21 protein-coding genes and 6 pseudogenes are annotated in these 22,971 nt (G+C 63.2%); 10 read left to right on the top strand and 17 right to left on the bottom strand.

Going from position 1 to position 22,971, the window contains the following annotated elements; all coding sequences use genetic code 11:
• Nucleotides 1-134 precede the first annotated feature (134 nt).
• A complete protein-coding gene (locus KZO24_RS26825) occupies nucleotides 135-386 on the bottom strand; it encodes a hypothetical protein (protein ID WP_486488142.1) in 252 nt (83 codons plus the stop codon).
• A 283-nt stretch (nucleotides 387-669) separates the two neighbouring features.
• On the opposite strand from KZO24_RS26825, the gene KZO24_RS26820 reads away from it, so the two are divergent.
• From KZO24_RS26820 to KZO24_RS26805, 4 genes are all read left to right on the top strand, one after another.
• Nucleotides 670-1,653: a Ros/MucR family transcriptional regulator gene (locus tag KZO24_RS26820; RefSeq protein WP_486488141.1), complete on the top strand. Its 984-nt coding sequence runs from the start codon at nucleotides 670-672 to the stop codon at nucleotides 1,651-1,653.
• 488 nt (nucleotides 1,654-2,141) lie between these two features.
• The gene (locus tag KZO24_RS26815; protein WP_486488140.1) at nucleotides 2,142-2,381 is read left to right on the top strand and encodes a DUF6894 family protein; all 240 of its coding nucleotides are present in this window, start codon (nucleotides 2,142-2,144) and stop codon (nucleotides 2,379-2,381) included.
• Between the two features lie 162 nt (nucleotides 2,382-2,543).
• Nucleotides 2,544-3,489, top strand: a protein-coding gene (locus KZO24_RS26810; protein ID WP_486488139.1) for an IS630 family transposase whose coding sequence is annotated in 2 segments (ribosomal slippage) — nucleotides 2,544-2,884 and nucleotides 2,883-3,489 — 948 coding nt in all. Because the reading frame shifts where the segments join, the coding sequence is not laid out codon by codon here.
• A gap of 92 nt (nucleotides 3,490-3,581) precedes the next feature.
• On the top strand, nucleotides 3,582-4,343 hold the full coding sequence (locus KZO24_RS26805; RefSeq protein ID WP_486488085.1) for a Crp/Fnr family transcriptional regulator: 762 nt from the start codon (nucleotides 3,582-3,584) through the stop codon (nucleotides 4,341-4,343).
• A 434-nt stretch (nucleotides 4,344-4,777) separates the two neighbouring features.
• Here KZO24_RS26805 and KZO24_RS26800 read toward each other — a convergent pair whose 3' ends face one another.
• Nucleotides 4,778-4,996, bottom strand: a complete 219-nt coding sequence (locus KZO24_RS26800) for a response regulator transcription factor (RefSeq protein WP_486488138.1) — start codon at nucleotides 4,994-4,996, stop codon at nucleotides 4,778-4,780.
• Nucleotides 4,997-5,515: 519 nt separating this feature from the next.
• On the opposite strand from KZO24_RS26800, the gene KZO24_RS26795 reads away from it, so the two are divergent.
• Nucleotides 5,516-6,733: an IS256 family transposase gene (locus tag KZO24_RS26795; RefSeq protein ID WP_486488137.1), complete on the top strand. Its 1,218-nt coding sequence runs from the start codon at nucleotides 5,516-5,518 to the stop codon at nucleotides 6,731-6,733.
• Nucleotides 6,734-6,740: 7 nt separating this feature from the next.
• Here the strand turns inward: KZO24_RS26795 and KZO24_RS26790 are convergent.
• From KZO24_RS26790 to KZO24_RS26775, 4 genes and pseudogenes are all read right to left on the bottom strand, one after another.
• Nucleotides 6,741-7,301: pseudogene (locus KZO24_RS26790) on the bottom strand (sensor histidine kinase); the annotation flags it as partial.
• Nucleotides 7,302-7,771: 470 nt separating this feature from the next.
• Nucleotides 7,772-8,392: pseudogene (locus KZO24_RS26785) on the bottom strand (PAS domain-containing protein); the annotation flags it as partial.
• Nucleotides 8,393-8,565: 173 nt separating this feature from the next.
• Nucleotides 8,566-10,029, bottom strand: a complete 1,464-nt coding sequence (locus KZO24_RS26780) for a CheR family methyltransferase (protein WP_486488136.1) — start codon at nucleotides 10,027-10,029, stop codon at nucleotides 8,566-8,568.
• 109 nt (nucleotides 10,030-10,138) lie between these two features.
• Nucleotides 10,139-10,315 (bottom strand): annotated as a pseudogene (locus tag KZO24_RS26775) (chemotaxis protein CheB); the annotation flags it as partial.
• Nucleotides 10,316-10,468: 153 nt separating this feature from the next.
• Here KZO24_RS26775 and KZO24_RS26770 point away from each other — a divergent pair.
• Together KZO24_RS26770 and KZO24_RS26765 are read left to right on the top strand one after the other, a co-directional pair.
• Entirely contained in the window at nucleotides 10,469-10,900 is a 432-nt protein-coding gene (locus KZO24_RS26770) for a DUF6894 family protein (protein WP_486488135.1), read from the top strand.
• A gap of 64 nt (nucleotides 10,901-10,964) precedes the next feature.
• Nucleotides 10,965-11,186 carry a hypothetical protein gene (locus KZO24_RS26765; RefSeq protein ID WP_486488134.1) on the top strand — a complete coding sequence of 74 codons (222 nt, stop codon included), beginning with the start codon at nucleotides 10,965-10,967 and terminating at the stop codon, nucleotides 11,184-11,186.
• Between the two features lie 103 nt (nucleotides 11,187-11,289).
• Here KZO24_RS26765 and KZO24_RS26760 read toward each other — a convergent pair whose 3' ends face one another.
• Nucleotides 11,290-11,769: a Crp/Fnr family transcriptional regulator gene (locus KZO24_RS26760; RefSeq protein ID WP_486488133.1), complete on the bottom strand. Its 480-nt coding sequence runs from the start codon at nucleotides 11,767-11,769 to the stop codon at nucleotides 11,290-11,292.
• A gap of 110 nt (nucleotides 11,770-11,879) precedes the next feature.
• Here KZO24_RS26760 and KZO24_RS26755 point away from each other — a divergent pair, with 110 nt between their 5' ends.
• Nucleotides 11,880-12,008, top strand: coding sequence for a hypothetical protein (locus tag KZO24_RS26755; protein ID WP_486488132.1), 129 nt, complete (start codon nucleotides 11,880-11,882; stop codon nucleotides 12,006-12,008).
• A 138-nt stretch (nucleotides 12,009-12,146) separates the two neighbouring features.
• Here the strand turns inward: KZO24_RS26755 and KZO24_RS26750 are convergent, their stop codons facing one another.
• A complete protein-coding gene (locus KZO24_RS26750) occupies nucleotides 12,147-12,935 on the bottom strand; it encodes a Crp/Fnr family transcriptional regulator (protein WP_486488131.1) in 789 nt (262 codons plus the stop codon).
• A gap of 183 nt (nucleotides 12,936-13,118) precedes the next feature.
• A complete protein-coding gene (locus KZO24_RS26745) occupies nucleotides 13,119-13,427 on the bottom strand; it encodes a hypothetical protein (protein ID WP_486488130.1) in 309 nt (102 codons plus the stop codon).
• Nucleotides 13,428-13,667: 240 nt separating this feature from the next.
• On the opposite strand from KZO24_RS26745, the gene KZO24_RS26740 reads away from it, so the two are divergent.
• Nucleotides 13,668-14,399: a Crp/Fnr family transcriptional regulator gene (locus tag KZO24_RS26740; RefSeq protein ID WP_486488129.1), complete on the top strand. Its 732-nt coding sequence runs from the start codon at nucleotides 13,668-13,670 to the stop codon at nucleotides 14,397-14,399.
• A 5-nt stretch (nucleotides 14,400-14,404) separates the two neighbouring features.
• Here the strand turns inward: KZO24_RS26740 and KZO24_RS26735 are convergent, their stop codons facing one another.
• Nucleotides 14,405-14,686, bottom strand: coding sequence for a hypothetical protein (locus KZO24_RS26735; protein ID WP_486488128.1), 282 nt, complete (start codon nucleotides 14,684-14,686; stop codon nucleotides 14,405-14,407).
• Nucleotides 14,687-14,827: 141 nt separating this feature from the next.
• Here KZO24_RS26735 and KZO24_RS26730 point away from each other — a divergent pair, with 141 nt between their 5' ends.
• On the top strand, nucleotides 14,828-15,232 hold the full coding sequence (locus KZO24_RS26730; RefSeq protein ID WP_486488127.1) for a hypothetical protein: 405 nt from the start codon (nucleotides 14,828-14,830) through the stop codon (nucleotides 15,230-15,232).
• Here KZO24_RS26730 and KZO24_RS26725 read toward each other — a convergent pair.
• From KZO24_RS26725 to KZO24_RS26695, 7 genes and pseudogenes are all read right to left on the bottom strand, one after another.
• Complete coding sequence (locus KZO24_RS26725) at nucleotides 15,189-16,196, bottom strand: UDP-glucuronic acid decarboxylase family protein (RefSeq protein WP_486488410.1); 1,008 nt, start codon at nucleotides 16,194-16,196, stop codon at nucleotides 15,189-15,191. The genes KZO24_RS26730 and KZO24_RS26725 overlap by 44 nt on opposite strands.
• Nucleotides 16,197-16,235: 39 nt before the next feature.
• A pseudogene (locus KZO24_RS26720) lies at nucleotides 16,236-17,278 on the bottom strand (CgeB family protein); the annotation flags it as partial.
• Nucleotides 17,275-18,361, bottom strand: a pseudogene (locus KZO24_RS26715) (CgeB family protein). The pseudogenes KZO24_RS26720 and KZO24_RS26715, both read right to left, overlap by 4 nt.
• 34 nt (nucleotides 18,362-18,395) lie before the next feature.
• Nucleotides 18,396-19,483, bottom strand: a pseudogene (locus KZO24_RS26710) (CgeB family protein); the annotation flags it as partial.
• Nucleotides 19,480-20,583 (bottom strand): glycosyltransferase family 4 protein, encoded by a 1,104-nt coding sequence (locus KZO24_RS26705; RefSeq protein WP_486488126.1) that lies wholly within the window; start codon nucleotides 20,581-20,583, stop codon nucleotides 19,480-19,482. The gene KZO24_RS26705 and the pseudogene KZO24_RS26710, both read right to left, overlap by 4 nt.
• On the bottom strand, nucleotides 20,580-21,671 hold the full coding sequence (locus KZO24_RS26700) for an NAD-dependent epimerase/dehydratase family protein (RefSeq protein ID WP_486488125.1): 1,092 nt from the start codon (nucleotides 21,669-21,671) through the stop codon (nucleotides 20,580-20,582). The genes KZO24_RS26705 and KZO24_RS26700 overlap by 4 nt, the downstream gene beginning before the upstream one ends.
• The gene (locus KZO24_RS26695; RefSeq protein ID WP_486488124.1) at nucleotides 21,668-22,783 is read right to left on the bottom strand and encodes an NAD-dependent epimerase/dehydratase family protein; all 1,116 of its coding nucleotides are present in this window, start codon (nucleotides 22,781-22,783) and stop codon (nucleotides 21,668-21,670) included. The genes KZO24_RS26700 and KZO24_RS26695 overlap by 4 nt, the downstream gene beginning before the upstream one ends.
• Nucleotides 22,784-22,971 lie beyond the last annotated feature (188 nt).

Raw genomic sequence — 22,971 nt, 5'->3', positions numbered from 1 at the left:
CGGCGAGGCGTCGCACGGCTGTGTTTGGCTGGGGCTTTGCCAAAGGGTCATCACCGCGAATGAGATTACGCCGGTGGGCCCTATTACGGAATATGTTAGGCGCGTCGCGCGCCCGACGCGCCCACCAAGCCGTCCTATTCCCGGCCGGAATTTCGCCTGCCGGAGATCAGGCTGTCTTGAGCTTCGGCTGACGAATTCTCTTCAGCACCTTCAGAAGCCCGCGCCGCCGTATCCGAGATCTTTGTTTTCGCCGGCTCGGAAAATGGCTTGGCTTCCGCCCCGGCAAGGCCGTGTTCAGTATCGCGTTCCGTTTCGGATTGGGCATCGACGCCGTGCTGCACGGGCTGATCGTTGTTCGCTTCGGTGCCTATTGAAATTTCGTCCATGATTGCTCTCCTTTACGAGGTAACGGTCTGCTAGGTCGCCCCGTTCCTCGGCCCGAATACCTTTGTCAAAGCCGCTGACTGGTAATCGAATATGCCCCGCGAGCGGTGCTGCTTTGCACTCGCGGTGCATTCGAATGGATGTTGAACCAGCGAAGACTATGAAAACATCGTTAGCTGGTTTATTTGCTTCAGGAATGTGCAGTCGGAATGTCTCGAACTGCAAAAAAACCTTCGGACCGCCGAAACTCGCGGCGCGTCGTGGAAGATAGGGAAGCGGACAAGAATGGCCGAAAACGAAAAGCAGTCTGACATCGCCTCGCTCACTGTTGAACTGCTGAGTGCGTACCTTGCCAACAACGCGGTGCCGTCGGCGGATCTCGCAGGTCTTATTCAGTCCACGAGGGCTGCCCTGACGCAGGACGCAGCTCCGGCGGCGCCTGAAGCAGAGAAGCCGACTTTCACTCCGGCCGTCTCGGCGCGCAAAAGCCTGGCTTCCGCCGAGCACATCGTCAGCATGATCGACGGCAAGCCGTACAAGACGCTCAAGCGCCACCTTTCGGCCAACGGGCTCACGCCGGAATCCTATCGGGAGCGCTACAACCTTCCGGCAAGCTATCCGATGGTGGCCCCGTCCTTCGCAGCCAAGCGCCGGGAAATCGCGGAACGGATCGGACTTGGTAACAAGAAGGCGACGGACCCGGCCATACCTGCAGATGCAGTTGCAGGCGCGGATGCTGCGGAAGCGACCGACGTTGCTGCCTCCGTCGCCGCCAAACCGAAGAAGCAGGCTCCCAAGACGTCTGCGGTAAAGGCCGCCAAGGCGCCTGCTCGCAAAGCGAAAGCGACCACGAAACCCACCGCCACTTCAGCGGAAACGGTGACGGGGCCGGTTGCAGAATTAGCGGACAGCCCAGTTGAGCCGCAGGTCGCCGCGCAGGCCGTCGAAACTCCCGGCGCGGTGCTGACTGCGACCAAGACTGCTGTGAAGGTTCCGGCTCGCGGCGCAGCGCCCAAGAAGCAACCCACGAAGCGCATGGCGCGGACCCCGAATGCTGCGCCAAAGACCGAAGCGCCTGCCTCGGTGTCGGAAGAAAGCTCGCCCGCAGAAACCACCGATGCGCCGGCACCCGCAGAAAAGCCGAAGCGCCGCGGCAAGTTGGGTCTGTTTGGAAACGAGACCGCCGACACAAGCGCTGGAACCGAGACGCCAGCCCCAGTTCCTGGCACCAAGACGCGGTGGCAGCGTCCCGCCGCGAAGGCCAAGTAATCGAAGCATCAGCCACCCTGTCGCTTAGGGGCGGGGTGGCGGGCGACGGTCCCGCTGCGTAAACTCGCGGGATCGGGGGCCATGCGCAGTGCATCCGGAATGACCGGCCCTGGGGACGTTCCGGAAAGTCTCCTATCAGGCGCCGATATCGGCTGAGCCGCCGTTCATTCATGTCGGTCAGAACCAGCGGCACGGTCCGACGTTGGGACAAATTTGCCGTTCCCCACGGGCTTGCGGAAGGACTGATGTCGCCGATAGCCGCCGTTCGACAGCCCATTCCTGGCTATGTGAACAGACGGCTAGTTTGCCTTCCGGAACGCCCATTATGAGGGGTGGAAGCGGACAATCGTCCGGCTGAGCGCAGCAATCATAATTGGGTGCTAGCTAATCCCACCCGTTTTGCTCTATGATCGCGTTACCGCTGGCAGAGATTCTAGGGTTCCAGTGGCTGAGAGATTCGCCGTGCTCCCCCCCGCTGGAGCCGCGCAATGCCCCGATTCTATTTTCACCTCCGGGATCACACTGATTCCGTTATCGATCCCGAAGGCCAAGAGCTTCCCGACCTGCAGGCGGCCGAGCGTGTGGCGCTGGAAGCGGCTCGTGATACCCTTAGTCAGGAAATGAAGGGAGGCTTCCTCGATCTACGGTACCGTATCGAAGTGGAAGATGAAGCCGGAACTGTCATTTACTCATTGCCGTTGAAAGACTCGTTCGCAGTCCGAGAATGACTGTCAATCGACCTCGGTTCCAACACGCTTGGGCCGCGTTGGTCGAAATGGCGCAAAAATAGCTTATGTTAGAGCGTTTTCCACAGCGCCTGAATCGCGAAAGATTCCCTCCGCTTGAAAATTCTGATTCAGAATCCTTGCTGGGTATGGAGGCCGGCATGGATGGCCAGAGCATTGTCGCAGGATTTGCGTGATCGTGTTGTTGCCGCAGTCGAAGGAGGCCTGAGCTGCCGGGCAGCGGCGGCGCGTTTCGGGGTTGGCGTAGCGACGGCGATCCGCTGGCGGCAAATCGCGCTGGCGCATGGACGAGCCGTTGCCGGCAAGCCTGGTGGCGATCAGCGATCATCGAAGACCGACGCACATGCCGATCTCATCATGACCATGCTCGAGGAGAACGGGGACATTACCCTCGAAGAGATCCGCTCGGGTCTTGCCGCGCGCGGTGTCCACGTTGGGATCGGTACGCTGTGGCGCTTCTTCGACCGGCACAGGATCACGCGCAAAAAAGTCGGGTCATGCGATCGAGCAAGATCGTCCGGACGTCCTGAAGCAACGACGGGCGTGGTTCGACTACCAACTGGATCTGGAGCCCGAGCGCCTGATCTTCATCGACGAGACGTGGACCGCAACCAACATGGCCCGCAGCCATGGCCGCTGCCCCAAGGGCGAGCGCCTGCGGATGGGCTTCCCGCATGGTCATCGCAAGACGACCACGTTCGTCGCGGGGCTGCGCATGACCGGGATGATCGCCCCGATGGTGCTGGACGGGCCGATCAACGGCGACTGGTTCGAAGCCTACGTCGCCCAGGTACTCGTGCCAGAGCTCAAGCCAGGCGACGTGGTCATCATGGACAATCTCTCGAGCCACAAGCGAGTGGCCGTCCGCGAGAGAATTGAGGCCGCCGGAGCAGCGTTGCGCTTCCTCCCGCCCTACAGCCCCGACTTCAACCCGATCGAAAAGGCCTTCTCACGCCTCAAGGCCATGCTGCGCAAAGCATCCGAACGCACCGTCTCAGGCCTGTGGGATCTCATCGGCAAACTCGTCGATATCTTCCAGCCCGACGAGTGCGCCAATTACTTTAGCTCCTGCGGCTACGATCCAGCGTGATCGGAAAACGCTCTAATGTGCCAAAATGCGACATCCTTACGTTTGGCATTTGCGACCGTGAGTTAAGTGTGCTCCCGCCCGCAGGAGGAAGCATGTTTGATTCTGCTCTCGAACTGGTTGTGCGTAAACTTGAAACAAGGGTCGGCTTATCTCCGGATGATCGGCAGGCTATTTTCGCCCTTCCTCATGTTTTAAGAACATATAGCGCCACCGATTATGTCATTAGAGATGGAGAGCCGCCACGCCAACATTGCGACTTCATTCTGGATGGCATCGCTTTTCGACAAAAGATGACTGTGGATGGCTCCCGGCAGATCGTCTCCATTCATTTTAGCGGCGACTTCATCGACCTTCAACATTTGTTCCTGAACACTGCCGACCATAATGTTGAGGCACTGACAAGTTTGAAGGTGATTGGGATCGAACGGACTGCCCTACAACAATTGGTGTTGCAGTTCCCTGCGGTGGCAAGGGCCATGTGGATCGAGGCACTGGTCGACTCGTCGATATACCGCGAATGGGTGGTCAATGTCGCGCGCCGAGACGCCCGTGCTCGGATCGCACACCTCGTCTGTGAAATCTGGTCCCGCGTGAAAGCTGCTGGATTTCTAAATCCCCAAGGATTGAAACTGCCGCTCACCCAGGTGCAGCTTGCAGATGCCGTCGGTTTGACCACGGTCCATGTGAACCGTGTCCTCCAGTCGATGAGGTCAGAAAGGCTGATAAAAGACCAGCGTCACGTCGAGCCCCTTAACATGGCGGCTCTGGCTGAGGCCGGCGGCTTCGACCCGCGCTACCTTCATCTAGAGCAGACATCGTCTGCAAATGCGTCATGGCGGAAGGTGCGAACCTGATGCCTCGAGCCAACAGCAGCTCTTTGCGGCGACGTGGTGTCGAATTATGGTGCCGGCTGCCCATCGCTACCTCGAAGGCCTCCGTGCCATGCTACTGAGAAATCGGTCCGATCCAAAGCTTGAAGGTGAGCCAAAGATCAACATCGCCGACGACAGTATCGAGAGGTCCAAGCTGGTGATTGACGCGTCGATGCAGTTGATCTGCAATGTTGGAGAAACCAGGCATAGCGCTAACGGTAGCGGCAGACCATCAGTCATCATCAAACGCGATGAGGGGCACAACTAGCACGGCGGCTCTGAGGGCATGACTGGTTTTCGCAGTGAACGCCGATATCGGACATGGCCGCTTCCAGACGGGACGCCCCTTTGTTAAACGGCCGATTTCATTGGCGGGAAGTGGCCCCCAGTCGAGACGATACCACCGTGCAGAAAGGCTAGAGTTTTTGAACCATGGCTTGCGCAATCATATGCGCTCTATTCCGCGACCGAGTCTTAAGTCGAACGTTATCGACGTGACGCTCCACGGTGCTGGCCGCGATGCCCAACATGCGAGCAGCCTCTTTAGCAGAATGTCCTGATGAGACGAGTTTCAGAACTTCGCGTTCTCGCGACGTCAGATAAATGGACCTGAAATTCGCTGCATGATCTGACATACTATCCCCTGCTTTCTGAGAAGAACAGTATGGGCGTTTCCTGGAGACGCGCCTTAAAGTATGTTATATATCCAAGCTTAATCCGAAAGCGGCCACCAGAATGCCATGCCGATGCTCGGCCTCTGCGATGATGGATCGGTGAGCTTGTTTCGGAGAACTTTGCATTGGATGCGGTATAGCATCGCCAGTTGGCGGTGGCTCTCCGCCGCTTCGGAAGAGGGCGCCGCCGATGCTAGTTGCTCCTCTTGGGCTATCATCTCTTCGCAATGATCAATATCGGATGTCATATGGCAACCCCTTTTCTCCCGGTCGCCACAGTGATTTTCGAAGTAGCGAGCCGCATTAAACTGGGTTTCAAACGCACACTGGGTCGGCAATGTGCTTTTTTTGGGTTGTATAACCAGAGGTATGGAAATTCATTCGGGTCGGGACCGTTAAGCCGGTGCCGGGGCATGCCCCGGCACCGGCTGCCCATCTTCAGCATTCCATGGAGTCACTACCCAACCATGGAGCAGACGAATGGACAAACGCGACGATACAGCGATCGAGGCAGTTCTGGAACAGTTGATCGAACACGGCCCCGAAGGGATTGCGGCTGTGTTCGCGCGCACCTTCGAGATGGCGATGCGGATCGAGCGTGAACGCTTTCTGGGCGCGCAGCGCTATGAGCGAACGCCCGACCGGCGTGGCTATGCGAACGGCTACAAGCCCAAGCGGATCGATACGCCAGCGGGCACAGTGCATGTGGCAGTCCCCAAGACCGCCGGTCATGACGGGCAGCCTTTCTACCCGCAATCGCTGGAGCGTGGGTGCCGCTCCGTGCGCGCGGTCATGCTGGCGGTGGCGGAGATGTACGTGAAGGGTGTTTCCACCCGACAGACCGAGGCGGTGCTGCGCGAATTTGGCATCGAGGGAATGTCCTCTTCGCAGGTCAGCCGCGCTGCGGCCCTGCTTGACGAGGAGCTGGAGGCGTGGCGGACCCGCCCACTGGGCGAGATCCGTTACCTCATCCTCGACGCGCGGTACGAGAAAATGCGCCAGGGCGGCGTTGTGCGCGATGCTGCGGTATTCTCTGCGATCGGGATCGGATCTGACGAGCGCCGCCGGGTGCTCGGTGTCAGCGTCGCCCTGTCGGAGGCTGAGGTCCACTGGCGCGGCTTCCTCGATGATCTGGTCGCCCGCGGCATGCGAGGCGTCGAATTCATCGTGTCGGATGATCATGCAGGCCTGCGCGCCGCTCGCCGGGCGGTACTCGGGTCGGCCACCTGGCAGCGCTCCCAGTTCCACCTCGCCGCCAATGCTATCCATCACGCCCCCAACGTCGCCATCCGCGCTCGCATCGGCTCAGAACTGCGCAGCGTCTGGAACGCCGGCTCGCTGGCTAAGGCACAGGCCGCGCTCGACGAGCTCGTCGCGGGCTACTGCAAAACCGCGCCCAAGCTCGCCGACTGGCTCGAAAACGCCATCCCCGAAGGCCTGGCTGTCTTCGCCCTGCCTGAGCACCACCGCCGGCGCCTGCGCACCTCAAACCCGATCGAGCGCGCCGTCCAGCAGGAACTGGCCTGGGCTGCTGACCTCCAGGCGAGACTGGTGGCTAATCATCGAGTACCTGGAAGGGTGCGTGTAACCGGGGCGCCACCGGCTCGCGATCGGGCGGACGAGAAATCGAAGGCCTCGTCGTTTCTTTCGCGGGCACTTCGATACGAAAGCTCTTCGACTCTGCCTGCGGATGCTTGAGGTGTCCGCCGATCGAAGCCAGCAGACGCTCGACGAGGCCAAGGCCCAGCCCGGTTGTATGCCAAGCCGCAGGTTCGGGCAAGGGAAGACCGTCATCATCGACGGTCACGACTATGCTTTCGCCATCGCTGTCCACCGAGATGGTGATCTTGCCCTGCTCTCGCTGTTGAAAGGCGTGTTTGATCGCATTGGTGGCCAATTCATTCACCGCCAGGGCGATCGCGGTGATCTGGTCTGCTGAGAGGCGGTCGGGGCAATGGCCGAAAGACGCAGCCAGGAGGATTGATCGCGGTTCGGCTTGGGCGCTGAGGGCTTCACACGTCTGGCGAAGGGCTGCCTCGAGGTTTCCATCTGCCGGGTGCAGCATGGCGGCCCGGGCTTGGGCCAGGACAGCGACCCGGTCCATCGCATCGTGAAGGGCAGCACGCGCCTCATCGCTGGATACCCGGCGGCTTTGCAAAGCGAGCAGGCTGACCACCAACTGCAGATCGTTCGCGCAGCGATGGTTGGTTTCGCGCAGCAGCAATTGAGTGGTTTCCGATGGCGCCGCAGAATCCACATGGCTCATCGACCTGCTCCTCGATTGCCGCACGCTGCCGTGTGGCAACGTTTCTTTCGGCCTTCCCGCCATCATCGACGAAGGGCCCGAATGCCTGAAACGAATTAACGGTGGCTCAGCGGGCACTTTCCCTCGATGCAGATGCCGGGCAATAATAGACTGTCATCAAGAGCAGATAATGCTCCATCCTCAATCCCGCCCGACGAGAACGTGAAACCCAGACACAGCATTTCCGATACTGGCGCATTAACACATGTGATTGTGCAATGCGCAAAAGCGACGAGTCGAGCCAGACAAAGCATCCTGTGTTTCGAAACGGCTCGTCCGGCAACGCCGACGTACCTGCCTTCTTACGCTGCAAGCTCGTTTTATTCGGAGCCGCGCCTATTTGTAAGACGTGCGCATTGCTGTTCGAGCAGTTCGCGCACCCGCTTGTCTTCGTTTGCCTGCGCCCCCGTCTGTTCAAACATCGAACGGTAGCGTTCTTCGCTTTCGCGCAAGGCATCTTCGGCGGTTCGCCGCTGGGTAATGTCGACGAAGCTCAGGACGATGCCTTCGATGCGGTCTTCAACAGTGCGATAAGGGCGAAGGCGCATCATGAGCCACCGTCCGTCGCGGGTCTGGACCTCGTCCTCCATCGAGGAGAGGCTGCGCAGGACATGGCGCGCGTCGGCCTCGACGCCTTCGTACACCAGTTTGTGGGTGAAATCCGTGATCGGCCGGCCGACGTCAGAATCAGTGACGCTGAACAGCTGTTCCACCGCCGGGGTGAGCATCTTGATGCGCAAGTCCGCATCAAGGAAAAGCGTGCCGATCTCCGTCGAGTTGATGAGGTTCTGCAGGTCGCTGTGCGCGTTGGCGATGTTGTCGAGCTTGCTCCTCAGCTCGAAGTTGACGGTCTGCAGTTCCTCGTTGATCGACTGCAGTTCCTCCTTGCTGGTCTCCAGCTCCTCTGCGGTGGAGCGGTATTCCTCGTTGACGGACTGCAGTTCCTCGTTGGCGATGCGCAGTTCCTGGATCGCGCTTTCATGTTCGCGGCGGCTTGCGCTCAGGCGTTCCTGCGCGCCGCGCAGCTCTTCGCGCAGACGGCGGATTTCCTGGGCGCCGACAACCTCGTCGATCAGATCGTCCGGTGTGATCTCGCTGTCGATCGCGCCCGCGTCGAGGAAGACGACCAGCGCCATGGGCGCGCTCTGCGGCTCCTCCGGCGACGGAGCGACGTATATCGCTACCCGGTGGAACGTGCCATTGAACGCCACGTTAAGCGGAAGGGTCACGCTTGCTTCATTCGCGGTGAAAGCGCGGTGCAGGGCGCTGCGCAGTTCTGCGCGCAGCTCCGGGCGGACGATGTCGGGCAGCTCGGTGCTGAGCGGACCTTCGGGGGCATGATGAAACGTCCCGCCGTCTGCGACAGGTTGATGATGCGGTGTTCCTCGTCGACCAGGACGCTGGGCGGCGATGTCTTCTCGAGCGCGCCGTGATGGGCGAGACCCGGCGATCGGTCGCGGTGGCTGGGCGGATCGCGCAGAGCGGGTATGTCGCGGCGATGATCGCGCGGAAGCTGGTTGAGCAGCTCTATCGAATTCGTGTTGCGCGGCTTGGCCGCGTAGATGCGTGAATCGCGGTTGTGAGTCGCGAACAGTTCGGGGCGCACGTCCGCGGTTTCCGCCGAGCCCAGGAAAAGGTGGCCGCCGGGTCGCAGCGCGTAGTGGAATAGAGCGAGGAGCTGGCGCTGCAGGTCACGCTCCAGATAGATCAGCAGGTTGCGGCACATCACCAGGTCGAGCCGCATAAACGGCGGATCCTTGAGCGCGCTGTGATGGGCGAACAGCACCAGATCGCGCACGTCCTTGCGGATGCGGTAATGCTCTACTTCGGCGACGAAGAAGCGGTTGAGCCGCTCCTCGCTCATGTCTGCCTCGATGGCGCGGGGATAGCGCCCCTCGCGCGCGGTCGCGAGAGCGCCTTCGTCAAGGTCGCTGGCGAAGATCTGGATGTGCGGGCGCACTTCGCGGCGCTCGGCCTCCTCCAGCATGAGCATGGCAAGGCTGTAGGGCTCCTCGCCGGTGGCGCAGCCGACTGACCAGACGCGGATGGTCTCGTCCAGGCCATGGGCATCGAAGATCGCCGGGATCACGGTCTGGGTAAGGTTGAGGAACGCGGCGCGGTCGCGGAAGAACGAGGTAACCGAGATCAGCAGGTCGCCGAACAGTTCCTGCGCTTCTTCCGGAGTCTGGGTCATATAGCGGGCATAGTCCGCCACGCTGGTCTGGCGTGTCACCTGCATACGCCGGCCGATCCGGCGACGCACGGTGGCGGACTTGTAGCTGGAGAAATCGTGCCCGGTGCGGACCCGCAGGAACGTGATGATCCGGGCGATGTGGTTTTCCGCGTCCTCGTTCTCGTTGTCGATGAGGGCCTGTTTACTGCGGGTGGTTTCGGCGATGCGCACCACCAGTTCGCGGATCGGCTCGACGAAATCGGCGACGCCGGTGGCGATTGCACTGCGCGGCATCATCGGGAATTCCGCGTCGCGAGGGTCCTGAACGAGGATCAGGCCGCCCGCTTCCTTGACTTGCCGCACACCCACCGCGCCGTCCGCGCCGGCTCCGGTCAGCACCACCGCGAAGCCATCGCCGCGCGCATCGGCGATAGAGCGGAAGAACATGTCGATGGGCGCACGCCTGCCGCGCGGTTCCACGAAGTTGCGGGCCTTGATCTGGTTGCCCTCGATCACGAGTTCGCGATCGGGCGGGATGACGTAGACACAGTTGGGCTTCAGTTCGGGCGAGATCCTCCACTTGGTTGACGGACATCGAGGTGGCAGCGCGCAGGATTTCGGCGAGCTGGCTGGGATAGTCGGGTGCCAGGTGCACGATGACGACGTAGGCAAGCCCGAGGTCGGGTTCGATGGTGCCGAAGAACGTCTGCAGCGCCTTGATGCCGCCTGCTGAGGCTCCGATCGCGCAGACCGGCGTCAGTGCGTCGGTTATGCCCGCCACGTCTTCAATCACGCTTGTCATCGTCAGTTCTCGCGTTCATTATTCCAGACGGCGCGGTCGGTGACCGCACAGGTTGCGCCGGATCGACGTGCGGTCAATCATGCTTTGCATCAGGCATAGGTAGCAGCCGCCCGATAATCCAGAGACAAGCCTGAAAGGCGCAGAGGGTACTGCATGGCTCGGTTCTTCTTTCACTTTTTCGACGGAAACGTTCATTTTGACGACGAACAGGGGGTCGATCTTCCCTCGGCCGATCATGCCTATCTCGAAGCCTTCTCTGCGGCGACGGCCATGTGGGGGGATCTGCTGAACGGTCGGACCGACCCTTCTGGTTGCGCTTTCGAGATCGCCAACAGTGCGGGTCTGATCATCAATCGCCTGGAGTTCTCAGAACTGCTGGACAATTGCCGCCCTGCCAACGCGGTCAGGCAGCCGCCGCAAGTCCTGCTTGCCGCGCTGGCGGACACGCATCGGCGGGCCAGCGCTGCGCGTGCGGAGCTGGCGACCTCGCTCGCGCAAGTGCGCACGTCGCTGACGGAGGCGAACGTGCTGCTCTCCAGGCTCAGCGTAATCCAGAACAGCGGACGCCGGCGCCACCGTTGGTAGGCGCGGCTCCAGGATTGCCTTTCGCACGGGAACGCGAACCCGCGCCGTCACGTTCGTCAGACAGGTGCCGAACGGCGAAGGAGGCGACGATGTCGTCCACCTCAAGCCCGGCAAGGAAGAAGAAACCACGGTGATCGAGCTCGAGGACGGCGAGGAGATCGTCGTCGTCGCGTCCGAACTAGAAATCGCGGCGGACCTGGGCCTCAACCCGCTCGACTATGTAGATCCCGAAGATGACGACGAGTCCCTCGAGGAGGTCGTCGACGAGGAAGAGGACTACGAATAACCGCCTAGGAACGGCTCTCGTCGACGCAGCGCAAGTCGTCGCAGACATCGCAGTGGGCCGCGGCACTCTCGCCGCTGGCGGTCTCCGTTCGGGGATCGGGTCGCTACCGACTCGGCCCGATCAGCCGATTGTACTCCGCTTCGGGCGTGCCGTAAGCCGTTCGGGCGAATGTCTCCATCCCTTGCCGGTCACGAATGAGCACAAGGCCTCGCGTCGCCTTGAGCAGTCCTATGCCTTCGAGCGAGTGCAGCGCGATCGTCACGCTGGGGCGCCGCACGCCCAGGGCCAGCGCCATGAATTCGTGGGTCATGGCGATGCCGTCGCCGTCCTGTCGGTCGTGTGCCATCAACAGCCAACGGGCCAGGCGCTGCTCGACGGAGTGGATCGCGTTGGACAGCGCGGTATGCCCCTGCTGCACGCAGAAGGCATGGACGTAGCGCAGCAGATGTCGCTGGATGGAAGCGCTGCCGGCAAGCGTGCGCGCCAGCACAGGCGCGTCGATCCGAAAGCCGGCGCCGTCCGCTTGCATCGAGGCACTGTGCGGCGAGCGGTCGCTGTCCAGGAGAAGCGAAATGCCGATCATCCCGTCCCGCCCGGTCATGCCGACTTCGACCCCGGAGGTGTTGGGACACGGCGCCACGATCGAACTCAGGCCGGAGGTCAGGAACCATGCGGATTCGATCGGTTCGTGAGATGGACCAGGACCGTGCCACGCCGCAGGCGGACAGGCTCGAGATGGCCAGCGAGAAGGGCGAGGTCCGTCGACGTCAGGGTGCGCAGCAAGCGGTTCTCGGTGACGTCCAGTTCGCGCTTACGCATTGATATCGCCCAATTACCGAACGCGGAGGCCCATGCCATCACCCGGTCTTTCCGGCGCTGCGATAGAACCTCTTTGTCCCGCTTGCGAGGCGTCCAAGCCGCTGTGTTCGATACCGAACAGATCGAGGTTTTATTAGCGAATCAGCGTTGATACGACCCCGGCGACGGCCCGTGCGCCGCAAGATAACGGGGATCGAAATCGCACAGTAGCCGCAGGGCTTCCACGTCGGGAACCACTACACGGTGTGACCGGGATTCGAGCAGGCCTTCGCTGCGCAACTGCTGGAGGGTGCGGTTGACGTGAACTGTGGTCAAGCCCAGCAAATCCGCAAGCCATTCCTGCGTCAGCGGGACCTCCATCGGATCGCCTGGCCTGCCGTGGCCACCGTGACCAGTGCGATAGACCAATTCGCACAACAGATGCATCAGCCGTTCGCGCGCCGCCATCCTGCCCAGGCGTAAGGTATGTTGCGCCAGGATCGCCTTTTCCATCATTGCCAGAGAGGAGGCGAGCTGGGCGACTTCGTTTACATGGCCGTAAGCGTCACGCACGGCTGCAAGCGGGATCGAGTGGAGCTTACCCGGCGTCAGCATCTGCACGCCGCAGTCCATCTCGTCGGCCACGATCGCTTCGAGGTTCACGCAGTCCCCCGGTACGATGGCCGCCGCTGAATGTCGCTTACCATCGCGCGTCGTCACGAACCGACAGGCCCACCCGTCTTCAAGGAACAGCAGGGCGGTGCACACATGCCGCTCGGGAAGCAAAAAGTCGCCTGCGTCGAATTCCTTCAGCCTCGGCGTGATGTGCGAAAACAGGTCCCGTAGCCGCCCCGACATGCCGGGCGCTGCATTTGCCGACCTGGAAGTTTTGCGGTCGATCGCCCGCAGCGATGCGGAAAATCGGTTTAAGGAGACGGAAGAACTGCTCACTTCAACGGACTCGCGGCCAAGATCAGGACTGTCGGACCATTCCCCCACATTTTCCACGACTTCGGCGCGAATAAAGCCATCGGTCTCCTGCCCTGCATCCTGTAATTACCAGTATATAGCTGCAGGGTTTCAAGGGAAGATCACTAAGTCCTTTTGTCCGTTATCGAACAAAATGGCGGCCCCTCAATCCACCGATTGCCGCGCGTCGGTAGAACCTTGCGCAGCTTTTGGCCTTGATTTCGCGGCCCTTTCGACGGCTTCGCGCGATCCTTCGGCGGGCTCTCCGCCAGCCTTGGGAGGCTCGGCTTCATCCTTGCGCCAGCGATCCGTTTCGCTCGCGGGCTGACCGGTTACGTTGCGCACGTCCCGCGGTTCGTATTCGCCGCGGCCGGCGCGGGCATCCTCCTGTTCGCGCCAGGACTTGTCCTTGTCGCCGGCGGTGCCGGTGACCTTGCGGGAATCCTGGGGTTCGTATTCTCCTCCGCCGGGCATCACCTTTCTCCTTGGTTCGCGCGTTGCCTCACAGCGACGACGACGCTTCCCATAACCTGAGCGACAATGGCGCAGTTTCCGGTGTGCGCCGATCGCGCGCCGTAGCGTGCAGCCATCGCGGCGGGGCGAGAGGCCAACCTGTTCGCCCTGTGCAAACGAGGAAGCTTTGCACCGTTTTCAGGCATTAGCTTTACCAAGCTGCGGCGTCATGCTTGAGTGCGATCGGGCAAGGAGCGGCGCATGTCATCCTCGGTAATGGATCAAAGCGCCAACCTGCTCGTGCAGATGATGGACGACGAGGACCGGGCGCGTCTGGCGCCCCATGTGATCCGCGTGGAGCAAGAACGCGGACAGAGCCTGGTCTGGGCCGGCCGGCCGATAGAGCATATGTTCTTTCCCGAAGGCGGCATCGTTTCGGTGGTGGCGACTAACGACAAGGGCGCCAAAACCGAGGTGGGCATCTTCGGGCGTGAGGGGATGTCGGGCGTGCCGGTCCTGATGGGCTCGGACAGCACGCCGATGGAGGTGTTCACCCAGGTTGCAGAAGGGACCGCGTTGCGCGTGCCCACGGAGCATGTGCGCGATGCGTTCGCCGCCAGCGTCAGTCTTCGCAGCCTGCTGCTGCGGTTCTGCCACAGCTTCATGGTACAAGTGAGCTTCAGTGCGATGGCGAACGCTCATCATACGCTGGAAAGCCGGCTCGCCCGCTGGCTGCTGATGTGCCACGATCGCATGGGCACGCACGAAATCGGCCTCACTCACGAATTCATGGCAGTGATGATCGCGGCCCAGCGCTCCGGCGTCACCCTCACGCTGCACATGCTGGAAGGCGAAGGCCTGATCCGTTGCAAGCGCGGCAGCGTGACCATTCTCGATCGGCCGGGGCTGAAGCGACTGGCCGGCGAATCCTATGGCAAGGCGGAGGAGGAATATGATCGCCTCATCGCCCCGATGCCTCGAAGCCGGGACTGACGGCGTCAGTCCTCGTCACCGGACACGAACTTGGCGAAACGGCTGGGTTTGCCATCGGCGGTTTCGTCCTGATGCACGAAGGCCAAGCCGTTGGCATTGAAGATCCGGAAGAATTCCTCCCACTCGATCTCTTCGAGCGTCTCGTCCTTTTCGCCGAAGTCGATCCGAAGCAACCCGCCCTCGCGGCCGTTGTCATGCGTCGCTGCGACGACGGAGGGGCGGCCGCCACGATCCTCGATCCACTGGCGGATTTCGTTGTGTTCGGTGGTCTTGGTGGCGGAACTCATGCCTTGCTCCTGTGATGCGCGATCTCGATCCGGCAAATCGCGACGTGCTCACCGCGTTCCCGTTCGCCAGCGCATGTAAGCAACTCCCAGCAAATCGCGCCCATGCGAAAACCTGACGGCGCGCCCGCGCGTTGGCCGGAAATGAGCACCGAAACCGAAACCAGCAATGCCAAGAAGGAGCTGACCTGCAGCGCCCGGCATTTGGAGAAAAGCGCGGGCCGGCAGCAGGACAGCGCCGATCGCCGCACCGAGCTTGCCGCTGATCGCACCGTGCTGGCATCCGGCGTCGGCGCCGCGGCGCTGCTCGAGCATGTCGTACCCGACTGGCTGGGGCTGGCGACCGGCAGCCTGCTCGTCGTGTTCGCCGGGTTCCGCTTCATCGCTGCAGTGTGGCGCGAGCCTACCGTCGAACCTGCTAATCGGCGTGAACGGCTTTCTCCTGCTGGTGTGCATCGCAGCGCTGGTAGGCGTGTGGATACGCTGAGGCGGTGCTATTCGGCGGCTATGGAGGGGTGGCCGCCGGCTCGTTGCAATCGCAGGCGCTGATTTCCTCGGCAAACCAGGCGCAGGTGCGCGCGAGTCCTTGCGCCAGCGGCATGCGCGGATTCCAGCCCAGCATAGTCTCGGCGCGGGAAATGTCGGGGCGCCGGCGCCGTGGATCGTCGACCGGCAGCGGCAGGTGCGTGATCTGCACCGGGCGATCGACGAGCGCCAGCACCGCCTCCAGCAGTTCGTTGACGGTGCGTTCCTCCGGGTTGCCGAGGTTGATCGGCTCCAGCCCGTCGATGTCGCTTTCCATCAGGCGGATCAGCCCCTCCACCATGTCGGAGACGTAGCAGAAGCTGCGCGTCTGCGTACCGTCGCCGTATACGGTGATGTCACGGCCCGATAGCGCCTGGCAGACCAAGTTCGAGACCACGCGCCCGTCGTCGGGGTGCATGTGCGGGCCGTAAGTGTTGAAGATCCGCGCCACGCGAACCTGTGCTCGGCCCATGCGCGCGAAGTCGAACGCCATGGCTTCGGCGGCGCGCTTGCCTTCATCGTAGCAGGCGCGTGGCCCGGTGCAGTTCACCCAGCCGCGATAATCCTCGCGCTGGGGGTGGATCTCGGGATCGCCGTAGACCTCGCTGGTCGAAGTGAGCAGGAAGCGCGCACCCGCGCTTTCGGCCAGACGCAGCAGGTTGTCGGTGCCCAGCACGCAGGTCAGCATCGTGTGCTCGGGATCGGCTTGATACTGCGGCGGCGAGGCGGCGCAGGCGAGGTTATAGACGCGTGCGAACCGCGCGGCTCGGTCGAGGATCGTGGATGGCAGTGCGTTGACGATGTCGCCCTCCACGAAGTCAAAGTTCGGATGATCCTCTAGCAGCCGCAGGTTCGATGGCCGGGCCGTCTGCAGGTTGTCGAGGCAAACGACGTGATCGCCGCGGGCGAGCAGTTCGGAGCAAAGGTGCGAGCCGATGAAGCCGGCACCGCCCGCGACCAGGGTAAGGGGTGGTCTATCGCTGGTCATGGTGCCGTTCCTCTCCTTGGGTTGCAATATGCGGTGTCGTGCCGCTTCGCCCAGATGGGCTTCCATTTCGGCGGCGCGGTGGTCCGCCGTATGGGCATCGAGTACGCGTTGGCGTGCAGCCGTGCCGATCTCGGGCGAGGGCCGTGCAATCGCTGCGAGCGCGTCCTCGCTCGTTTCAGCCAGGGTGATCTCGCGATTGGGCACGAACAGGGTGTCGATGCCCTCCCAGCGGTCGGACAGGATCGGGGTGCCGCAGGCCGCCGCCTCGAACAGGCGGACGGAAGGCGACCACCCGGCCGCGATCATGTCGGCGCGGGTGACGTTGAGCGTCATGCGCGACGCGTTGTAGAAGGTGGGGTGTTCGGCCGGCGGTAGGTGTTCGATCCGCTCGACGTTGGCGGGCCATTCGATGTCCTGCGGATATTGCGGGCCGGCCACCGCGAAGCGCAAGTCCGGTCGGCGGCGCGCCGGCTCGATCAGCAGCCGGTCCAGGGTCGGCTGGCGGTCGGGGCTGTAAGTGCCAAGATACGTCAGGTCCCAGCGCTTGGCCACGTCGAGTGGGCGGTAGAGCGTCGGGTCCACTGAACAGTATAGCGCGCGCGCGGCGGGGAGCCGTACTCGCTTTCGATGCGCCGCAGGGTCGGCCCGCCGGTGAACGACATGTAGACGTCGAAGCCGGGGATCATCGCGGGCGCAAGGTATTCGTGGTCGCCGCGTTCCAGGCGGGCCAGTGTGACTGGCGTGTCGATATCGTAGAATGCGGTGACGCCGCGCGCCAGCGCCTGGACCCGGCGCGAGACTTCAACCCCATCGGGCACATAGGATCCCACGATGACGGCGTCGGCAGCGGCAATAGCGACCCGCCACGCCTCCAGGCCATCGAGGTCGCGGTAGTATTCCAGCCGGCAGAAATCGGGATCGGCAAGGTCGCGATAGGCACCGGCGTACCAAGGTACCTCGCGTTCGAGGAACAGGACTTCGTGCCCCCGCGCGGCAAAGGCGGCGAGGAGGGCGCGATAGGTGGTGGCATGGCCGTTGCCCCAGGACGAACCGAGGCTGAGGCCGAGGGCGACGAGTTTCATGCTGCCTCCGCCGCGCGCTGCTGGTGTTCCTGGAAGATCGCATGGACCTGCTCTGCGCGCAGGGCGTAGGTATGTTCAGCCCGAACGCGCCGCAGCGCCGCCTCGCCGATCGCTCGGGCGCGTTCCGCGGTGAGGCTGTCGAGGATGGCGGCCACGTCCTGCCCATCGCGGGCGACGAGAACTTCGGTGTCGGGCTGGAGGAACTGCTCGATCCCCTCCCATGCGTCGGTGATGAGGCAGGCACCGGCTCCGGCAGCCTCGAACACGCGGGTGGCGGGCGAGAAGCCGGTGGTGGCCATCGAATCGCGTGCGACGTTGAGCACGGCGCGGGGGTGCAGTTGAGGGCGTTGTGATCGCCGGTGCCGACATGACCGATGGCGCGCACGTTGGGGCTCATCTTCTTGTCGTGCCAGCCGCTTCCGCCCAGCAGGAAAGTGCGCTGCGGCAATAGCGCAGCGGCGCGCAGGAAGAACTCCTCGATGCGCGCCTCGCGGTCGGGCAGGCGGTTGGCGAGGAGGCCGAGGTCGGCTTCGAAGCGCAGGTTGCGCGGGGCGGGGTGGTGGGTGTCGGGATCGAGCGCGTTGTAGATTGGAATGCAGCGGCGCGCGCCGAATGCGGTATAAGCGTCCACGACCGGCGGACCGCCGCCGTAAGTGAGGACCATGTCCAGTTCAGGTAACGCCAGGTGCACGGGATGGGCGGTGTCGGTACGCATCTCGTCCAGCGTCGCGGCGGCGTCCACGTCCCAGAAAATGCGCAGCGCGCCGGGCGAGCTTTGCGCGAGCACGCCCTCCAGAAGTTCCCGGTCGAACACGCCTACGCCGTTGGCCTTTACCACTATATCCGCCGCACCGGCCTCCGCCAGCACTGAGCGCAGGCCCTCCTGCGTGGCGGAATAGACGACCGAGCGGGCCCAAGTTGGGGGGCGATGTCGCGGTGCTGCTGGCGGTCGAAAGCGTCGGGTTCGTAGAACGTGATGTCATAGCCGTGACCGGCCAAAGCCTTGAGAATGCCGCGATAATATGTCGCCGCGCCGTTCCAATAGGATGAAAGCAGGCTCGATCCGTAGAAAGCTATCTTCATGGGGTGTCCTCGATGGCCTGGGGCTCATTGGCTCGGGGGGCGCCAGACTGGCGGCGATGGCGAGCAGTTCGTCCACGCGGTGCGCACAGGTGTGGCGGGCAAGCACGGTCTCAAGCCCATTCGCGGCGATTTCCGCCCTCAGGTCGGGATCGTCGCGCAAGGCGCACAAGTGGCGTGTCATCTGCTCGCCGTCGCGGGCGACGAGGTAGTCCTCGCCGGGCCGGAACAAATTCTCGGCATCAACCCAAGGCGCGGAAACCAGCGGAATCCCGCAGGCCAGCGCCTCGAACACGCGAATGGTCGGGATGCCGGGCAGGATCGTGGAGTAATAGCGCCGGGGCACATGCACGGTGGCCATGTGGCCGGCGAAGATCTCCGGCGCCCGCGCATTGGGCGCCCAGCCGTGGTACTTCATGCCATTACGGACCAGTGTCGCCCGCGCCTCATTCGGGTAGCGCACGCCGTAGATGTCCAGCGGCAGCGCGGCCTCGCGCGCGGGGCGAAACAGGAATTGCTCCAACTCCTCGGTCCGCTCGCCGTCGCCCCAGTTGCCGATCCAGACCAAGCCCTTGCGCTGGGTCTCCTCTGCCGGGGATGGAAGCGACGTACGTCGGCGGCCTCGTGCCAGGTCCACACGCGGTCGGACCAGCCCCAGTCGCGATAGACCTCGCTCAGCGCCTCGCCGAAAGCGAGCACCCCATCATAGGCGGAAAGATCGAAGGCGCGCATTGCGTCGGGTTCGCTGACGGCGCGGTGATGGGTATCGTGGAACAGCAGGGTGAAAGCCGCGCCACCCGCCCGAAGGCGACCGATCCCGGCGAGCAGTTTCGGGTCGTTCCATTCATGCACGATGACGAGGTCGGCATCCGCCACCAGAGGCTCGAGCGGGCAGGCCAGCGCGTACGTTGCGGAGGACAGTTCCGGGTAGGCTGTGCGGTATGCGGCCAGTCCCGCATCGCCATGATCGGCCAGCAGGTTGAACAGGCTCCACGCGCCCGCCGGCTCCCACACCTTTACCTCATGGCCGCGCGCGACCAGTTCGCTCAGCACGCCGCGCAGGAAATGGGCATTGCCATGGTTCCAGCACGAAGTGAGCGAATGGGTGAAATAGACGATCCTCATGCAGCGACCCTCCCGGATTGCGCCCTTTCGCCCAGTACTTGCCTGTAGATATCGAGCATACCATTCGCCATGGCGCCCGGACTATAGCGCCCTGCGCGTCGGCGTGCCGTCTCTCCCAGGCGCAAGCGATGGTCGGGATCGCCCAGCAGAATTTCGATGGCGTGCGCGTAAGCCGCCTCGTCGTCGCGCGCGGCGAACAGGGCCACGCCGTCCCACAGTTCGCGAAACGTATCGATGTTCGAGAGGACGAGCGCACAACCTGCCTGCGCCGCTTCGAGCACGGCCAGCCCGAACGGTTCGAACGAAGCGGCGGAGACGAATATGGGCCGCGTTGCCAGCCGACTACCAAGACCCTCGCGGTCGAGTTGGCCCAGCAGTACCAGATTGCGCAAGTCGGCACGCTCGCCATGCGGTCCGGTGGTCGCGCCGGCGGCGCGGAACGGCGCTTCGATCCGCGCTGCCACCCGGTCCAGCAGGTCCGCGCGCTTCACGCGGTCCCACAGGCGTCCGACGGTCAGCACATCGTGGGGCAGGGGGACCTCGGCCTGCTGCGACAGCGCGCTGCGGCCGTTGTGAACCACGGTCGGACTCCGATCGAGTGCATAGTGCCGCGCCACTGTATGGGCGTGGCTGGCAGTCGGCGCGATCACGCGGTCGGCTGCGCGCAAGCCTGCGCCCGTCATCGCGCGATGCCAGGCATACTCGGACGCGAGATCCTCGCCCCGCTTGGCCGCCTCCCACCAGGTCGTGACGCAGCCATGGGTGACGGCGATGGTCGGCACGGGGAACGGCCCGGCAGCGGCGAGGGTGGGCATGTTGAGTTGGATAAGGTCGGTACCCATTTCGCGAGCAATGTCGGCGATCGCGGCACCGGCCGCGAGGATAGGCGTGGGGCCATCGCAGAGCCAGTCGAGCGGCAATTGCGTTTCGATCAAGGCGATGCCGGGAATGCAGCAGGCCTCTGCGCGCTGCGCCGCATCGGGGGCAGGGCCCAGTACTACCAGCACGGGCTGCGCGCCCGCTCCCGCCAGCTCGCGCGCAAGGTCAAGGCCATATTGCCACACCCCGCCCACTGCATCGATCGTGATGAGTATTCTCACAATGCTGCGGTCCGTGCGGGAACAGGCTGCGGTGTCTCATCCAGGGTGGTATCCAGCCCGCGTTCCGTTGCCAGCCAACGCGTCAGACGCTCCACGCCCTCACGCCAGGGCAAGGGGCGCGCTAGGCCGAGCGCCTTCGCGGCGGCGCGGGTGTCGGCCACGAAATAACGCTGGTCGCCCGCGCGCCATTCGTCGCAGCGCACCTGCGGCGGAGTGCCGACAAGGTGGCCGATGTAGTCGAGAAGTGTGCGCAGGCTGACCGCGTTGTCCGTGCCGCCGCCCAGGTTGAAAGCTCGGCCGGCGACCCGGTCGATGCGGTCCCATGCGGCGATATAGGCAGCCACCGCGTCGCCGACCTCGAGAATGTCGCGGACCTGCTGGCCGTCGCCGTAAAGGGTGATTGCTTCGCCCTCCAGCGCGCGGATGAGGAAGTGTGCGACCCAGCCCTGATCCTCCGTGCCCATCTGGCGCTGCCCGTAGATGCAGCTCATGCGCAAGACTGCCGCCGGCACGCCGTAACTGCGCGCATAATCGAGCACGTACTGGTCGGCCGCGCCCTTGGAGCAGCCGTAGGGGGTGTGGAAGTCAAGCGGTCGCGCTTCGCCGATGCCATGGGTACGGAACGCCTCGTCGGTGGGGAGGTAGCCGTCGCGGGAGGCGGTGAATTCGAGATCGGCAAGGTCGCCGTAGACCTTGTTGGTCGAGGCGAAAACGACCGGCACCGGATTACGGCGCACCGCTTCCAGCAGGTTGAAGGTGCCCCCAAGGTTCACCTCGAAATCCTGGCGCGGGTCGGCCAGGCTGGTCGTCACCGCCACCTGGGCGGCCAGGTGGAACACAGCGCGCGAACGCTCCACCGCTTCGGCCAGCAGCCCGGCGTCCTGGACATCGCCGATCAGGGGCCGGATGCGCTCGCCATGACGGCTCTGCAGCCAAGCCAGGTTGCGCTCCACGCCAGTGCGCAAAAGCGCGTCGTACACGATGACGACGTGGCCTTCCCCGGCAAGCCGATCCGCCAGGTTGGAGCCGATGAAACCGGCGCCCCCAGTGACGAGGATCGGGCGATTGTCTTCGCGATGGGCGCTCATGCTACCAGCCCCCGAGCTTCCAACTCGGCACGGGCCTGATGGACGCGGTCCTCTGCGGTCTGCTGCTGGACCCATTCGGCCAGTTCGGCGAGGCCTTCGACGAAATCCTGTCGCGCTTCGAAGCCAAGTTTTTCAGCGGCGAGCGACTTGTCGCAGAAACAGTGGCGGATATCGCCGATGCGCGCTTTGCCCACGATTTCGGGCTCGACGTCGTTCTTGCCCATCGCCCGCGCCAGCGCCTGCGCCACTTGCGTGACCGATCGGTCTTCGCCCGAGCCGATGTTGAATGTCTGGCCCGTCGCCTGCGGCAGGACCAGAGCATCGGCGAACGCACGCGCCGCGTCGCTGACGTGGACGAAATCGCGCCGCTGCTCGCCGTCCTCGAATATCATCGGCCGTTGTCCGTTGAGCAGCCGCGAGGCAAAGATTGCGAGCACGCCCGTATAAGGGTTGGAGAGCGCCTGGCCCGGGCCGTAGACGTTGAATAGGCGCAGGCACACGCTTTCGATGCCGTATGGGGCGCCCATGATGTGCGTGGTGCGCTCCTGCACGTACTTGTTGAGCGCGTAGATCGAGGCCAGGCTGGGGCGTTTCCACTCCGGCGTCGCGACCGGGGACAAGGCGCGGCCGTGCGCGTCGAGCGGGTCCCACACCTTCTGCCCGTCTCGCATGGTGCCGCGCTCGGCGTTTTCGACGAAGGCGCCGTCGACATCGTGGTAGAGGCCTTCGCCGTAGATGCTCATGGATGAGGCGGTGACGACGCGGCGCACCGGCTTGTCGATCAGCCGTTCGAACAGGACGGCGGTGCCGACGTCGTTGGCGGATGTATAGCGTTCCACCTCGTACATCGACTGGCCTACGCCCACTTCGGCGGCCAGGTGCACGACGCTATCGATTCCTTTGAGTGCGCGCGAAACGGCATCGCCATCGCGGATGTCGGCGATGATCAGTTCGGCTTCCGGTTCGAGATCGGCAGGTCGGCCGGCGGTTCCGTGGACCTGTTCCAGCAGGCAGTCGAGCACCCGGACATTGTTGCCCCGGCGCAGCAGCTCCGCTGCAACCTGACGTCCGATGAAGCCGGCGCCGCCGGTCAAGAGGATGTTTTCTTTCATAGCGGGCCCCACGCTTCACGAGTGTTTGATGGACGGCGGCAAAGGATTTTCGGGCCATGCCGATTTTGCTCGCCGTACGTCAGGGGCAACAGCTTCTTCTTCTTCTAGTTCCTGAATTTAGAAATACTAACAAATGTGTATTACATCGGTTCACATATATAGGAAGACCGGCGGCAATTAATATTATA

The sequence above is a fragment of the Novosphingobium sp. NFX11 genome, from assembly GCF_057376415.1.
Note: the sequence above shows the minus strand (reverse complement) of the source record. Positions and strands in the feature narration are given on the sequence as shown.